A 14439-nucleotide genomic window follows, 5' to 3' on the forward strand; every position below is an offset into this window, starting at 1 on the left:
CCACCTTCCCGTTATCCACAGCGACCCGCCGCTGCCCTGACGCGGGCCCAACATCGCATACACTGTAGAGCATGAGCAATCTCTACCCCGATGAAAGCATCAGCGCCGAGAAATGCTGGGAGCGCCTGCACGCGAACACCCTCGGCCGACTCGTCATGACCGACGGGCAGCACGTCGACGTGCTCCCCGTGCTCTACGCCGTGGCCAACCAGGAAATTTACATCCGCACCACCCGCGGCAATAAGTTCTCCTCCGTGGTGGTCAGCCGCCGCGTCGCCTTCGAAATCGACGAAACCCTCGAGGACGGCATCCGCTCGGTCATCGTGGTCGGCGTCGCCCACTGGCTCCCGCCCGAGATGACCCCGCAGATCGTGCGCACCTTCGACCTGCCGGACTCCGACACGCACGAAATGCAGTGGGTGCGCATCGTACCCCGAAACGTGTACGGCCGCGAGTACCCGCTACTGCCCGCATACCTGGACGGCACCCAGCCGGACTCCGACACCCTTACGAGGTAGCGGTTAGCGTCCACACCCCGGAAAACGCGGCCCCGCAGGATCCCCGGTGAGCACGTCAACGGGTGCCCCGTGCACCAATCAGTCCACCGGTACCGTATGATGGAGCGAGTACCCTGCGACCACCGCGTCTCAGCGCACAGACGGTGCGGGGCGCAACCTCGACCCCCGCTCCGGGAGTCCAACACACTAATCGCTCAACGAAACACCTCACCCATCGTATTGAACCGCCCCGACCGCCCGGACCGGGCGTTCGTGTGGGTTATGGTTGAATACGTAGCGACAACACATAGATAGAGGAGTGCCGTGCCCGCTCAGGCCAAGAATGGAAAAGCCCTGCTAATCGTGGAGTCCCCCTCCAAGGTCAAGACCATTAGCGGCTACCTCGGCGAGGACTACCTGGTCGACTCGTCCATGGGTCATATCCGTGACCTTCCGCAGCCCTCTGAGCTGCCTGAAAACCTCAAGAAGGGCCCCTACGGCAAGTTCGCGGTCGACGTTGAAGACGGCTTCGAACCCTACTATGTGGTCAACCCCGACAAAAAGAAGAAGGTTACCGAGCTCAAGCGCAAGCTCAAAGAGGTCGACGCGCTCTACCTGGCAACCGATGGTGACCGCGAGGGTGAGGCCATCGCGTGGCACCTGAAGGAAGTCCTCAAGCCCAAGGTGCCCGTCTACCGCATGACCTTCCCCGAAATCACCCGGGAAGCCATTCAGCGTGCCTTCGGCGAACTGCGCGACATCGACCTGCACCTGGTCGATGCGCAGGAGACCCGCCGCATCCTCGACCGTATCTACGGTTACGAAATTTCCCCTGTGCTCTGGCGCAAGGTCGGTCGCGGCCTCTCTGCAGGCCGCGTGCAGTCCGTCGCGACCCGCCTCGTGGTTGAGCGCGAACGCGAACGCATGGCCTTCGTCGCCGCCAACTACTGGGACCTGTCCGGCCGCTTCCTGAACGCGGCCTCCGAGGGCTTCGACGCCAAGCTCGTCGCCGTGGATGGCAACCGCATCGCCACCGGCAAGGACTTCGCTGACGACGGCACCCTCAGCTCCTCCAAGGTCACCCACCTGAACGAGGAGGCGGCCCGCGCGCTCGCCGCCGCCCTGCAGTCAGCGGCGTTCTCGGTGCGTTCGGTCGAGACCAAGCCGTACAAGCGCCGCCCGGCAGCGCCGTTCACGACCTCCACCCTGCAGCAGGAAGCCGCGCGTAAGCTGCGCTTCTCCTCCCGCGTGACCATGCAGGTTGCGCAGCGCCTGTACGAGAACGGTTACATCACCTACATGCGTACCGACTCGGTTGCGCTGAGCGATCAGGCCGTCAAGGCCGCTCGCCGCCAGGCCTCCGAGCTGTACGGCGCCGAGTTCGTGCCCTCCGCACCGCGCGTGTACACCTCCAAGAGCAAGAACGCGCAGGAAGCCCACGAGGCAATCCGTCCCGCGGGTGACACCTTCCGCACCCCGGACGCCGTGCGCGGCTCCCTGTCCAACGACGAGTTCCGCCTCTACGAGCTGATCTGGAAGCGTACCGTCGCCTCCCAGATGGCCGACGCGACCGGCTCCACCGCCTCCGTGCGTCTGGGCGCCGTGGCCTCCAACGGTCAGGACGCCGAGTTCGCCGCATCCGGCACCGTCATCACCTTCCGCGGCTTCCTCGCCGCCTACGAGGAGGGCGTTGACGCATCCCGCGTGGCCGAGCGTGAGGCGAAGGATGCCGAGAAGCGCCTGCCGAACCTGACCGCCGGCGAGGCTCTGACCGCAGAGGCGATTGAGCCCGCCGGTCACGAGACCCTGCCGCCCCCGCGCTACACCGAAGCCTCCCTCGTGAAGACCCTGGACGAGCTGGGCATTGGCCGTCCGTCCACCTACGCGGCGGTTATTTCGACCATCATGGACCGCGGATACGTGAACGTTCGTTCTGGTTCGCTGATTCCCTCCTGGACCGCGTTCTCCGTGGTGCGCCTGCTCGAATCCAGCTTCGGCCCCTACGTGAACTACGAGTTCACCGCCCAGATGGAGGAAGACCTCGACCGCATCGCGCGCGGTGAGGAGTCCCGCGTCGAGTGGTTGGACGAGTTCTACTTCGGCGGCGACTCCAAGCGCGGCCTAAAGCCCATCGTTGACAACCTCGGCGAGATTGACGCCCGCAGCATCAACTCCATCCCGATCGCGGACGGCATTGTGCTGCGCGTGGGCAAGTTCGGTCCCTACCTGGAGGCCGAAGGCACCCTCGACACCGAGACTGGCGAGCTGACCGAACCGGTCCGCGCGAATGTACCTGCCGACCTGGCACCGGACGAACTGACCGAAGCGAAGGCACGCGAACTGCTCGAACAGGGCAAGTCCGACGGCCGCGTGCTCGGCGTGGACCCGGTCTCCGGCAACCAGATTGTGGCTCGCGACGGCCGCTACGGCCCCTACGTCACCGAGGTGATCGAGGAGATGACCGAGGAGCAGATCCAGGCGTACCTGGACGCGCAGCCGACCGAATACTACAAGAACGGTAAGCCCAAGCCGAAGAAGAAGCCGAAGCCCGCCAAGCCTCGTACCGCGTCCCTGTTCAAGTCCATGGACCTGGCGACCGTGACCCTGGAGCAGGCACTGCAGCTGATGAGCCTGCCGCGCGTGCTCGGTACCGACGCTGAGGGCGTGGAAATCACCGTGCAGAACGGCCGCTTTGGCCCGTACCTGAAGAAGGGCACGGACTCCCGCTCGATTGGCAGCGAAGACGAAATCTTCACGATTACGCTGGAGCAGGCGCTGGAGATTTACTCCCAGCCGAAGCAGCGCGGTCGTGCGGCTGCTAAGCCCCCGCTGGCTGAGCTGGGCGTGGACCCGGTCAGCGAGAAGAAGATCGTGGTGAAGGACGGCCGCTTTGGCCCGTACATCACCGACGGTATTACGAACATTACGGTTCCGCGTGCGGAGTCGGTCGAGTCGCTGACCCACGAGCGTGCGGTGCAGCTGCTGGCTGACAAGCGCGCGAAGGGCCCGGTCAAGCGTAAGACCGCCGCGAAGAAGACCACCACGGCTAAGAAGACGACTGCTAAGAAGACGACCACAAAGTCTACTACCGCGAAGAAGACGACCACTCGTAAGACCGCGGCGAAGAAGACCGCCGAGTAATCTGCCGCGTTGCCAGCCGAGTAGCGTTTCTACTTGAAGGCGCAGGATGCGTCCCGAACCCCTTAGTGGGGTGGGGCGCCTCCTGCGCCTTTTGCGTGCTCGGCGCGTTTTTATGCCCGCGCTGTGCTGATGCTGGGCATCCGCCCGGATTGTTTGCGGAGTGAGCCGCGCCTCTGACAGACTGGAAGAGGCGCCGCACCTGCGGTACCGCACACAGATAGTATCCCGCCGCGGGCGGGGGAGGGGAGCGCATCGTGCGCCTGGGAGTTCTGGATGTCGGGTCGAATACGGTCCACCTGCTACTGATTGACGGCAGCCCTGGAGCGCGCCCCGAACCGTACGCGTCCCATAAGATTCCGCTGCAGCTCGTGCAGTACCTCGACGCTGAGGGCAACATCTCGCAGGAGGGCGCGGACGCACTGACCCGCTTCGTAACCAGCGCCCGCGACTTCGCGATAGAGAATGAGGCGGAGGATCTGCTGGCGTTCTCCACGAGCGCTATCCGTGAGGCGGGTAATGGTGCGGCGGTGCTACAGCAGGTGCGTGAGCAGACCGGCGTGAGCCTGAACGGTATTTCGGGCGACCAGGAGGCGGCGATTACGTACTTTGCGGTGCGCCGCTGGCAGGGCTGGGGCGCGGGCCGCATCCTTGATTTTGATATTGGTGGCGGTTCTTTCGAGTTTTCGATTGGTACGAACGCCATGCCCGATGCGGCGATGAGCGTGCCGCTGGGCGCGGGCCGCCTGACCCGTGAGTTTTTTGATGTACAGCCGCCGAAACCGAAGCAGGTGAAGCGTCTGCGTAAGTATGTGCGTGAGCAGATCGCCCCGGTCGCGGAGAACCTGTTGCAGTATGGCACGCCGGACATGACGGTGGGTACCTCGAAGACGTTCCGTTCGTTGGCGCGTATTTGCGGTGCGGCGCCGTATTCGGCGGGCCCGCACGTGAAGCGTGAGATGCATCTGCAGGATTTGCGCCTGTGGACTCGTCGCATGGAGGCGATGACCGTCTCTGAGCGCGCTGACCTGCCGGGTGTTTCGAAGACTCGTGCGGAGCAGATGCTGGCGGGCGCTATTGCGGCGGAGGCGGCAATGGAGGCGTTCGGTATTGAGACGATGCGCGTGTGCCCGTGGGCGCTGCGTGAGGGCCTGATCTTGAAGCGTATTGAGCACCTGGCGGAGGGTACGGGTACTCCGGTCAACCCGAAGACCCTCCTGGTCGCTTAACCCCATGATGATGAACCCCGCAGGCTGGTGTGCACCGGCCTGCGGGGTCACCGCTTTTCTTGTATATAACCCGCCGACAACGATGTAGGAAAGGAACAATCACCGATGAAAATCCAAGAAGTTATTGACGAAGTCAATGAAGCCTGGGGTGAAGAGCACGAAGAAAAAAGTAGAAAAATATTTTGGGATAATATTATCCGAAAGCCAGCAATAATTTTTATTGCAGTAACGTTTCTGTATCTTTTTATGCCAATTTTTTATTATTTGGAATCAATTCCTTTTCGAGACCTTAAATTGGGAGATCACTCGGGATTCGTTAGTGCAATTTTTAATTTTCCTTATCGTTTTCTGGATTTGCGGACTGGGATTATTACGTCAATTGCAAGTATTCTGCTGAGTTTGTATGTAAGTGTCGGAAAATATGCAGAGTCCCTAGAAGGAGTTGTGGGAGATGCACGCCGCGCTGCCTATAGGAAATTTGCTAGGCGGGTTGGTGGCTTCGTGTTTATTATATTTATCGTTAATTTTTGGCATGGGTTGCTTTCGGGCTGGTTGCAACGAGCGCATGTTGGTATTTATTATCATGTAGTCCCTATGGACATGGATCTGTCTAGATACGGTGATATGCCCTTATGGTCCTTGCTGTTCTTTGGGTGGTTTACTGCCGCGTCTTCTAATATGCTGACTCATAATGAAAAAGATACTCTAATTTTAAATGTTCAAACACTAAAAAAAGTTAATAATCTAAATTTATCTAATAACCCCTGGACTCGAATTTCTTATTGTGTAGCGAGTAAAGAATTGGAGTTTGGAGGAAAAATTCCTGCTCTTTTGAAAAAGCCCAAGAAGAATTTATCGGGATATTCTGGGTTATTTGTAAGTAATTATAGTTATTCTAGGTTTAGATTTGTTTATTCTACCTGGTGGAGATGGGTGCTATATGGAATAGCATTTCTGGCAGTTTGTGCTGTTTTGTCGGTAATGGATGATTGGTATCTTGGATACATCGCTTTCGGTGGTGTTATGATCCTTCTTGAAGTTGCCGCATTTCTTATGTCAGAAAATTATCTATATGCAAGTATATGTAAATTGAATATGGAGTATGAACGTGGAATTGGGAAAATCTCTGAATTTTTCGGTTTCTTCTCTGGGAGAATATTTGTGGAAATAGTTCGACTAAGTCTTGCTTTGGCCATGGTTGGTGCAGTCTATGTTCTCCGCATCCAGCATTTTCTGGTAATCATAGGGGTGTTTCTGATTTTTTATATTGGGCGTTGGCGAGTTGCCCAATGTATTAGGAAGGGGTTTTATAGCTCCCTTGAATTTGAAACTAATACGAGCCTCCTGAAATCCTCGAAGGATCTCCTTGAATCTGAGATAAATATGCTTAAAGAGGCAGAAAGCGATAGTAATTCTGTGGATAAGGAATCAGATGGGGAGTCACGTAAAAACAAAGAGGAGCATTTCTTAAAGAGTAAGACTATTTCGCTGATTGAAGTGATTAGAGATTTACTGTTTCTTGGGAGGGGGAACTCAGGAAATAGTGTTGATTATTTATTGCTTGCGTATATCTATTGTTTAATGCTGGAGGTGAATAAATACTATACAGATTATAAAAATGAGTTGGAGCGTACTGACTTGTCGTCGAACCAGTCCGAATTAATTCGATACAGGTATTCCAGGTCGACTATCCATAAGGCTCCGAAAGCTCTCCGTCGTAAGTAGCCTACGCATCCGCAAGGGTAAACATTGAGAAGCCACATGTGTTTTGAACAGCCACATCATAAGTGGCTTCTGGAAACACATGTGGCTTCTCGCTATTGGGGTATCTGTAACCCATGACCGAATCTCCACCCGGCCCGAGTAGCCCAAACGAAGCGGGGTAGCCCCGGACGCACACACGCATCCGGGGATGACTCTTCGTTTCTTAGGGGGATTCTATTGTCATTTTGATCTAATTGCAGAGGATATAATTAGCAGAAAGAAGGGGTGGAGTATACTAATACATGGCAGATTTTTCACAATAAAATTTAGTGGCACGATAAGAGAAAAAATTTTACGAGAGACTATTGGAGGTATCAATGGCTTTTCTAGGCTATAACAAAGACGAAAAGTTAGAATTTAACTATAAGAGGGCCTGCGGGTTGTGGCTAATTGTGGTGGCGGCAGTTATAGCAATAGCCACCTTGGCTGGAGGAAAGCAAATAATAAACATGCAAGTATTCAGCATTGGGTACGTCGTCAGCTTTTTCTCAATCAACATGAATAAAAAGGTACTGAATAGACTATCCGATGGCCCTTCGAGTGAATTTCAAAAGAAAGTATCTTCACGTGCCGTTATTCTATTATTTGTCTTAATGGTTTTGCTAGGTGGCCCATTCTTCGCAACTGAAAATTGGAGACTGATTTGGCTGGGAGCACTGATGGCAACCGCGCTGCACTTCTTCCCGTACTATTTTGTGCATGGAAAGTCAATGGTATACCTGGGTCTTGCCTGTGTCATTAATGTTTTTGCGGGATATATTTTTACCAACATTCCGTTAGAGGTAATTGCATATATTGACGCGGCAATTAAGCTCGTATTCGGAATTTATCTACTATTCCTTTCAAAGCCATCAAAGCAAATGTAAGGCAATTCTTCGGCACAGTAAAACACGGCGGCCCCGGACGCACACGCATCCGGGGCCGCCCCTCTTACTTCTGAAAGCTACTTCTTAGCGCCGAACACTCGCGTCCACGCCCAGCGGGTCAGCACCGCCGTACCCACCGCAACCGCCATCGGCAGCCACGCACTCGCACCCTGACCCGTAAAACCAACCAACAACGTCAACGCAGACAGCGGCGCATTCATCGAAATACCCAAAAACGCCGCCGTACCCGTCAACGCCGCCGCATACAACACCATCGACGCACCACCAGGCACCCCGCCCAAAGCCGGGAACGCCCACAGCACCAGTGCCGCCACACAAAACGCAGCCGCCGCACCCAACGCCAGACCCGGCGTTAGCGTGCCGCCATACGAACCCGAACGCAGACTCAACAGCACCACAGCAGCCTTCGCCACGCACAACGCCAACACATACCAGGCCGCCGCCGCAGACAAGCCGCCCGCTGCCGCATCCAGCGACACATTAAACGTGTGCTGAGTCAGCAGACGACCATTACCCAGAATCTCCGGAAGCCACAGCGAAACCACCGCGACCAGCACAAACGCCACCGGAATACGCCACAACAGAGAACGATCCTTCGCCTTAATCTTCTCCGCACGCTGCGACAACGCCCTAAAACCCAGAGCCAGCGGAGCCAACACCACACCCGTTAACGCCGCCACCGTCAGCGTCGTCGCATCCAACGGAAGCTGCGGCACCGGGTACGTCGGCGCATTCGAAATCACCAGATTCGCCATTGCCGTCGCCGTCCACACCGTCACCGCACCCACATACAGCGACCACAGGGTCAAACCCGCGGCCATCGCCTCGATAAGGTACACCAGGCCACCAATCGGCACCTGATACACAGCCGCCAGGCCGGACGCCGCACCCGCCGCCACCAGCAGGCGACGCTCGCGATCACCCAGCAGCGGCGAACCATCCGCACGGGTGCCACCAATGCGCTCCAGCAGGCGCGCGCACCGACCCGCAGCCAGGGCGCCCAGCTCACGCGGCGCGACCTCCTTACCCACCGGGGAGCCCGCACCCACCGCAACAATCTGAATCACCGAATGCGAAATCTGCCGCCACAGCGAAGGCCTGCGATCCTCCTCGGTAGCACCGGCAATCTGCGACTTCACGCCAACCACGCGCCGACCGCCCGACTGCAGGTAATACCAAACCAGCGCCACGAACGGGCCCAACGCCGCGAGCACCAGCGCACGACGCGCCGGGTCGGCACCGTCAGTCACCATCGGGTGATGCCCCTCAGAATGACCGAACGCCAACTCCTGCATGAAGTCCAGAACATAGTGCAGGGCAATCGCGCCCAAACCGCTGAACACGCCCGTGACCAGCGCGGCGAGAGTCAAACCCAGCAAGAGGCGAAACGAAAAAGAACGGAAACCCGCAGGCTTCTGCGGGCTATTCGGGGAAGAATTCGGGGAAGAACCAGTATGAGAAGACATAGAAAAAGGAGTTTTGTGTGTTGCGTGCTGTGTGTTGGGTTGAGGCTTCACAACCCGCGCGAACCGCGGCGAAAGCCGTGGCGCAAACCGGATGGAAACCGCAGCGAAATCGGGGGAGACAAAGCCGATTTAATTTTACGCCCGCGCTTTTTGCGCCTCAGCAACGGGGGGGCAACGCGAAAACCCGGTTTCGGATGGCAACACGAGCCTCGCCCACGGGGCCGGCGCATCAACTCTCGGCTTTCACGCGTTGGTTCGGTGTGCCCCAAACCACCCGCACCCGCTATGCTGGAAGGGTACGCCTCCACACGCCCGCCGCGCACAGCACACCGCGCGCTCCCGCAGGGCGCAGGCACCCCATTAGGAAGGATCAACGATGACCGCAACTATTGCTTTTCTCGGCACCGGCTCCATGAACGGCTCCATCGCCGCAGGTCTGCTCGCTGCAGGCCACGACCCCGCCCACATCCGCGCCACCGTGCGTAGCGAAGAATCTCGCGCCGCCCTCGCCCAGCGCCTCGGCGACAAGGTCGAAATCATCACCACCGGCGGCGAAGCCGACGGCAACCGCAAGGCAGTCGCCCACGCAGACGTCGTGCTGCTCGGCGTGAAGCCCTACGGCATCGTGGAGCTTGCCCGCGATATTGCGCCCGCCCTAGCACCGAATGCTGTCGTGGTGTCCGTTGCCGCTGGCGTGACCCTCGAAACCCTCGCCGCGTGCCTTCCTGCAGGTCAGCCCATTGTTCGCTGCATGCCGAACACCCCCTCCTCCGGGGGCAAGGGCGTGCTCGCCATCTCCACCACCGACTCCGTGAAGGATGAGCAGAAGAAACTCGTCGAAGAGGTCCTGGGCACCGTCGGTCTGGTTGTTGAGGTCCGCGAGGACCAGATGGATGCGGTCACCGCCGTCTCCGGTTCCGGCCCGGCATACGCGTTCCTGCTTGCGGAGGCGATGGCAGCCGCCGGCGAGAAGCTCGGCCTGGACGCAGACACCGCCCTCAAGCTGGCCAGCGCAACCGTTGCCGGCGCGGGCTACCTGCTCGACGCCAACCCGGATGCGCCCGCCCTGCGCCGCGCCGTGACCAGCCCGAACGGCACCACCGAGCGTGCACTGAACACCTTCGTGGACGGTGGCCTCTTCCAGCTGACCGAACAGGCGATGCGCGCCTGCGCGGAACGTTCGGCAGAAATGAGCCAGCTGTACACCGCTGACGAGGACTAATACCGTTCGGTAGCGCCACCCGCACTGGGTAAAACTACTGGGCAAAACTATGAAAACAGCCTCTTCCCGGAACTTCGGGAAGAGGCTGTTTTCTATGTATATTCGCGGGCTCCTCAAAGTAGCGAGGAAAAGTGCTTTTAGGGCCGCGCCGCGAAGCGCTCAATCAGGTCCACCTGGCCCGAGACGATCAGAATGTCACGTGAATGAATGCGGGTGGTTGCGTCCGCGTAGGTGAAATCCTCACCGGGGGACTTGATGCCGACCACGGACACGCCGTACTTTGCGCGAATATCCGACTCCGCCAGCGTGAAGCCGTGGGTCTCCTTCGGCGGGCGCATCTTCGCAATCGCGAAGTCGTCGTCGAACTCGATATAGTCCAGCAGACGGCCCGAGACCAGGTGCGCGGCGCGGCGGCCGGCGTCAGCCTCCGGGTAGACCACGTGGTGCGCGCCGATGCGCTCCAGAATCTTGCCGTGCGCGGGGGTGATGGCCTTCGCCCAGATGCGTTCCACGCCCAGGTCCACGAGGTTTGCGGTAATGAGCACGGACGCCTCAATCGAGGTGCCCACACCCACCACGGCGGACCCGAAATCATCTGCACCCAACTGGTGCAGGGTGTCGATATCGGTCGCGTCTGCAGAGACCACGTGGGTCAGCACGCCCGACCACTTCTGCACCAGCTCGGGGTCCTTCTCAATCGCGAGGACCTCCTTGTTCTGCACGCGCAGCTGGGCGGCCACCGCGGAACCGAAGCGGCCCAGGCCAATCACGAGGACGGGATCGTTATGTGCACTAGCCAATGGTGGGCCTTTCTTCGGGGAACTTGTAGAGGCGGCGGCGTGAACGTAGCGCCAGGCCGGTCGCGGCGGTTGTTGTACCCACACGGCCGATGAGCATCAGCACGCTGAGAACGTAGATGCCCGCCGGCGGCAGGTTGGAGGAGAGGCCGTCTGAGAGGCCGCAGGTCGCGAAGGCAGAGATGACCTCGAAGATTACTTCCTTGAGGTCCGCGCCGCTAATAATCAGAATTGCCGCTGAGCCAACACCCACCACGGTAGCACCCATAACAATCACGGAGATGGCAATGCGCAGGGAGGACTCGGGGATGGTGCGGTTGAACGCGACGACCTTCTGATCGCCTCGCGCTTCGGCAAGAATCGACAGGGCAATGACCGCGATGGTGGTGACCTTCACGCCGCCCGCGGTGGAGCCGGAGCCGCCGCCAATGAACATGAGCATATCCGTCAGGAGCGTGGAGACGGGGGCGATACTGCTCATATCGACCAGGTTAAAACCGCCCGAACGCATCATCACGGAGGCGAATATCGCGTTGAGAACCTTCTCTCCGGGGGAGTAGCCGCCGATGGTGGCGGGGTTATTCCATTCAAAAAGACCCCAGAAGAACGCGCCGAAGACGAAAAAGAACAGGGTCGTGACGACGGTCAGCTTAGCCGTGAGCGACCAGTGCCGGGGGCGGAAAGGATTGCGCTGAATCGCAATGAAAACGGGGAAACCGAGCGACCCCAGGAACACGGCAATACAGATGGGTACGAGTAGGAAAAGATCGTGGCCGTAGGGCACAATGCCGTCGGAGTGCGGGGTGAAACCGGCATTGTTGAAGGCCGAGACAGAGTAGAAAATGCTGTGCCAGATGGCTTGAAAGGGGCCTTCACCCAGGGTCAGGAAACGCGGAATCAGCACGAGCGCAATGATCGCCTCAATGGAGAAGGAAGCATAGGAAACGCTCTTGACGATGCCGCCGACCTCGCCGAGACGGCTGATGTTCAGGTCTTCCTGCGCGATGAGCTTGGTGCGCAGGCCCATCTTGCGGCCGATGGCTAGTGCCAGCAGAGAGGTGATGGTCAGAGTACCCAGACCGCCCACCTGGCAGGCCACCAAAATCATGGCCTGTCCGAAGGTTGACCACTGCTCGGCGGTGGAGACGGTGGTTAGACCCGTAACGGTCACCGCGCTGGTAGAGGTAAAGAAGGCGTGGTGGAAGGGGGCCGGCTGCCCGTCGTTGGAAGAGATGGGCAGTAGCAGGGCAAGCGTGAAGAAGATGATGACCAGAAGGAACGCGCCGATTGCGGTACGCGAGGGCGAGGATAGAACGGTTGCGTCAATGAAATCGCGGAAGCGTTCGAGAGTGTACCGGTTGAACCCGAGAGGGCCCTTCGGCTGACGGCGGGTACCGGAGTGCTCGTGACGGTCGCGTAACGCGGGCAACCTGTCCAGTTTGAGACCCGGGACGCTCGCGAGGACGCTCAGGCCTTCAAGCTCTTCGATGCGCTCGCGGTAGCTCTCGTGATGCTCGCCGGGGCGGTACTTATGCTGAATACCGCTGAGGGAGCTCCAACGGGGGTTGAGAAGATTCTGCGAGCCGTTGCGGCTGCGATAGCGGCGTCGAGGACGGCGCCGGGGGTGACGGAATATGTTTCCCATGCGCCTCCTTCATGAGCTCGTGGACGGGGTGTGCGATGCGGGTGCGAGGATAGAGAAAAGCACAAAATGGTGCCTTCCTAGTGTATCGCGCCGGGCGTTCAGAACCGAGGCGATGGACAGGAGTGAAGGCACACGACGCGGGAGTCTTCGCGCGGGGCCGATGGTTCTTCTGCGGGCTTGCCTTCGCGCTTTTGGGAATTCGAAGGCTATTGAGCCTCGGAACCTCCAGAAATCCACGGGAAACACTATATTCTCTTATAAGAATATTCTGTCTAAAAATTGCCGTGATAACCGTGTATGCCCAATTTCTAATGCTCTGAAACGTTTGGTGGCTATCAAAAGAGCATGTGCCGTGGATTTGGTCGAGATTTCTAGAGAAGACGAGCCAAAACGAACGTGCGAGAGGTTCTTATGGGGTGCAGAGCATAAAAAAATTTAAGGGGATTCTCCGCATCACCCTCATTCTTAGCTTGAGGTGCCCCTATTATATGTCATAATCGCTATATGCATTCTGATGTTTTTTCTGTCATTGCGGACCCTACCCGTCGTCGAATCGTGCGTATCCTCGCCGAGCAAACCCATACGGTGGGTGCTGTTGTTGAAAAGCTGAGCATGAGCCAGCCGACCATCTCAAAGCACCTTAAAGTCCTCCGCGATGCAGACGTCGTCTCCGTGACGGTGGAAGGGCAGCGTCGCCTCTACTCGCTGAACCCCGAGGTGTTCGCAACCGTCACCGATTGGATTAACGAGACGGTTCAGATTGCACGCCGCGCCAGCGAAGCGCCGGTGGCCCTGCCCGGCGGTGCCACCCTGTCTAGCGAACACGCCCCCACAGAAAAGGCCGAAGCCGTCGCCACCGAGCCGGCAGCCGAGAAGGTCGCCGAGCCCAAGGCTGTTGAAGCTCATGAGGTAAAGCCCGCGGCACAGTCCGCAGAGCAGCCTGCAGCCGAGGCCCAGCCCACCGCGGAGGAACTGGAGCAGGAGCGAATCCGTCGTGCCCGCGCCCAGTACATTACCCCCAACACGCGCATCATCGCCCGCCCGGCGCACCCGGCACCCGCCGAAGCATCGCCCGCCGCCGCAAGCGAAACCACTCGAGACTCTGAATCTCAGGCCATCCCCGAGCATGAGGAAGCGGTAGACAGCACCCCGATGCGTCCCTTCACCCCCGCCTCCTATGGCTACGATGCGGGCCGCACCGCCCGCCCCGAGGTGCAGGTTGCTCCCACTGCCACCGCAGAACCCGTCGAGGAACCCGCAAAGAGCGAAAAGCCCGTCGAGAAGACGGAGAGCCCTGCGGTTTCCGTGTCCTCCGGTTACGGCTTCAACTCGGCCTCTTCCTACGGCATCGATCCCGCTGCCGTGGTGGGCGGATCGGTTCAGCCTATCGTCGAGGAAAGCGCAGCTGAGGAAGGCACCGCTGAGGCAAGCGCCGCCGTGGAAGACTCCTCAGAGCGCTCCGAAGAAGCTACCGTAGCGGCTCCTGCAATTGAGCCCGCAGAAGATTCCGCAGCTGCTCCCGCAGAGGATTCTGCGACGGCAGAAGAGGCGTCGGAACAGGCCGAGGGCTCTGAAGAAGCCTCCGAGGAAACCCCCGAGGAACCCGAATCCGCACCTGCCGAGCCCCCGCAGAGCGAACCCGAATACCAGACGATGCCCGCCTACAACTCGGCGTACGTCCCCGCCCAGGAGTCCAAGGAGAAGGAACACCGCGGTGGCCTCTTCGGCTTCCTGCGTGGCCGCCGCCGTTAGCCTACGCATCCTGCGCCCTGCGCGCTACCCCCTGTCCTCAAA

Annotated in this window: 10 protein-coding genes; 7 read left to right on the plus strand and 3 right to left on the minus strand. The window is 59.0% G+C overall.

Annotated features, from left to right (window positions below; genetic code table 11):
- The first annotated feature begins 71 nt into the window (after positions 1-71).
- The 5 genes from HMPREF2630_RS04285 (at position 72) to HMPREF2630_RS04305 (ending at position 7494) form a co-directional block, all read left to right on the plus strand.
- Positions 72-518 (plus strand): pyridoxamine 5'-phosphate oxidase family protein, encoded by a 447-nt coding sequence (locus HMPREF2630_RS04285; RefSeq protein ID WP_070483558.1) that lies wholly within the window; start codon positions 72-74, stop codon positions 516-518.
- Between the two features lie 303 nt (positions 519-821).
- Positions 822-3638: a type I DNA topoisomerase gene (gene topA / locus HMPREF2630_RS04290; RefSeq protein ID WP_070483560.1), complete on the plus strand. Its 2817-nt coding sequence runs from the start codon at positions 822-824 to the stop codon at positions 3636-3638.
- 254 nt (positions 3639-3892) lie between these two features.
- Positions 3893-4864, plus strand: a complete 972-nt coding sequence (locus tag HMPREF2630_RS04295) for a Ppx/GppA phosphatase family protein (RefSeq protein ID WP_070483562.1) — start codon at positions 3893-3895, stop codon at positions 4862-4864.
- 105 nt (positions 4865-4969) lie between these two features.
- Positions 4970-6589 (plus strand): hypothetical protein, encoded by a 1620-nt coding sequence (locus HMPREF2630_RS09100; protein ID WP_143131594.1) that lies wholly within the window; start codon positions 4970-4972, stop codon positions 6587-6589.
- 356 nt (positions 6590-6945) lie between these two features.
- Positions 6946-7494 (plus strand): DUF6609 family protein, encoded by a 549-nt coding sequence (locus HMPREF2630_RS04305; protein WP_070483566.1) that lies wholly within the window; start codon positions 6946-6948, stop codon positions 7492-7494.
- 77 nt (positions 7495-7571) lie between these two features.
- Here the strand turns inward: HMPREF2630_RS04305 and HMPREF2630_RS04310 are convergent, their stop codons facing one another.
- Positions 7572-8981, minus strand: a complete 1410-nt coding sequence (locus HMPREF2630_RS04310; RefSeq protein ID WP_070483568.1) for a chloride channel protein — start codon at positions 8979-8981, stop codon at positions 7572-7574.
- Positions 8982-9357: 376 nt separating this feature from the next.
- On the opposite strand from HMPREF2630_RS04310, the gene proC reads away from it, so the two are divergent.
- Positions 9358-10203 (plus strand): pyrroline-5-carboxylate reductase, encoded by an 846-nt coding sequence (gene proC, locus HMPREF2630_RS04315; protein WP_070483570.1) that lies wholly within the window; start codon positions 9358-9360, stop codon positions 10201-10203.
- 137 nt (positions 10204-10340) lie between these two features.
- Here proC and HMPREF2630_RS04320 read toward each other — a convergent pair whose 3' ends face one another.
- Together HMPREF2630_RS04320 and HMPREF2630_RS04325 are read right to left on the minus strand one after the other, a co-directional pair.
- Positions 10341-11003 carry a potassium channel family protein gene (locus HMPREF2630_RS04320; protein ID WP_049331713.1) on the minus strand — a complete coding sequence of 221 codons (663 nt, stop codon included), beginning with the start codon at positions 11001-11003 and terminating at the stop codon, positions 10341-10343.
- Entirely contained in the window at positions 10996-12645 is a 1650-nt protein-coding gene (locus HMPREF2630_RS04325; RefSeq protein WP_070483571.1) for a TrkH family potassium uptake protein, read from the minus strand. Before HMPREF2630_RS04325 ends, HMPREF2630_RS04320 begins: the two co-directional genes overlap by 8 nt.
- Before the next feature lie 504 nt (positions 12646-13149).
- Here HMPREF2630_RS04325 and HMPREF2630_RS04330 point away from each other — a divergent pair.
- Positions 13150-14397: an ArsR/SmtB family transcription factor gene (locus tag HMPREF2630_RS04330; RefSeq protein WP_070483573.1), complete on the plus strand. Its 1248-nt coding sequence runs from the start codon at positions 13150-13152 to the stop codon at positions 14395-14397.
- Positions 14398-14439: the final 42 nt, after the last annotated feature.

The organism is Rothia sp. HMSC072B03 (assembly GCF_001809565.1).
Lineage (GTDB): Bacteria > Actinomycetota > Actinomycetes > Actinomycetales > Micrococcaceae > Rothia > Rothia mucilaginosa_A.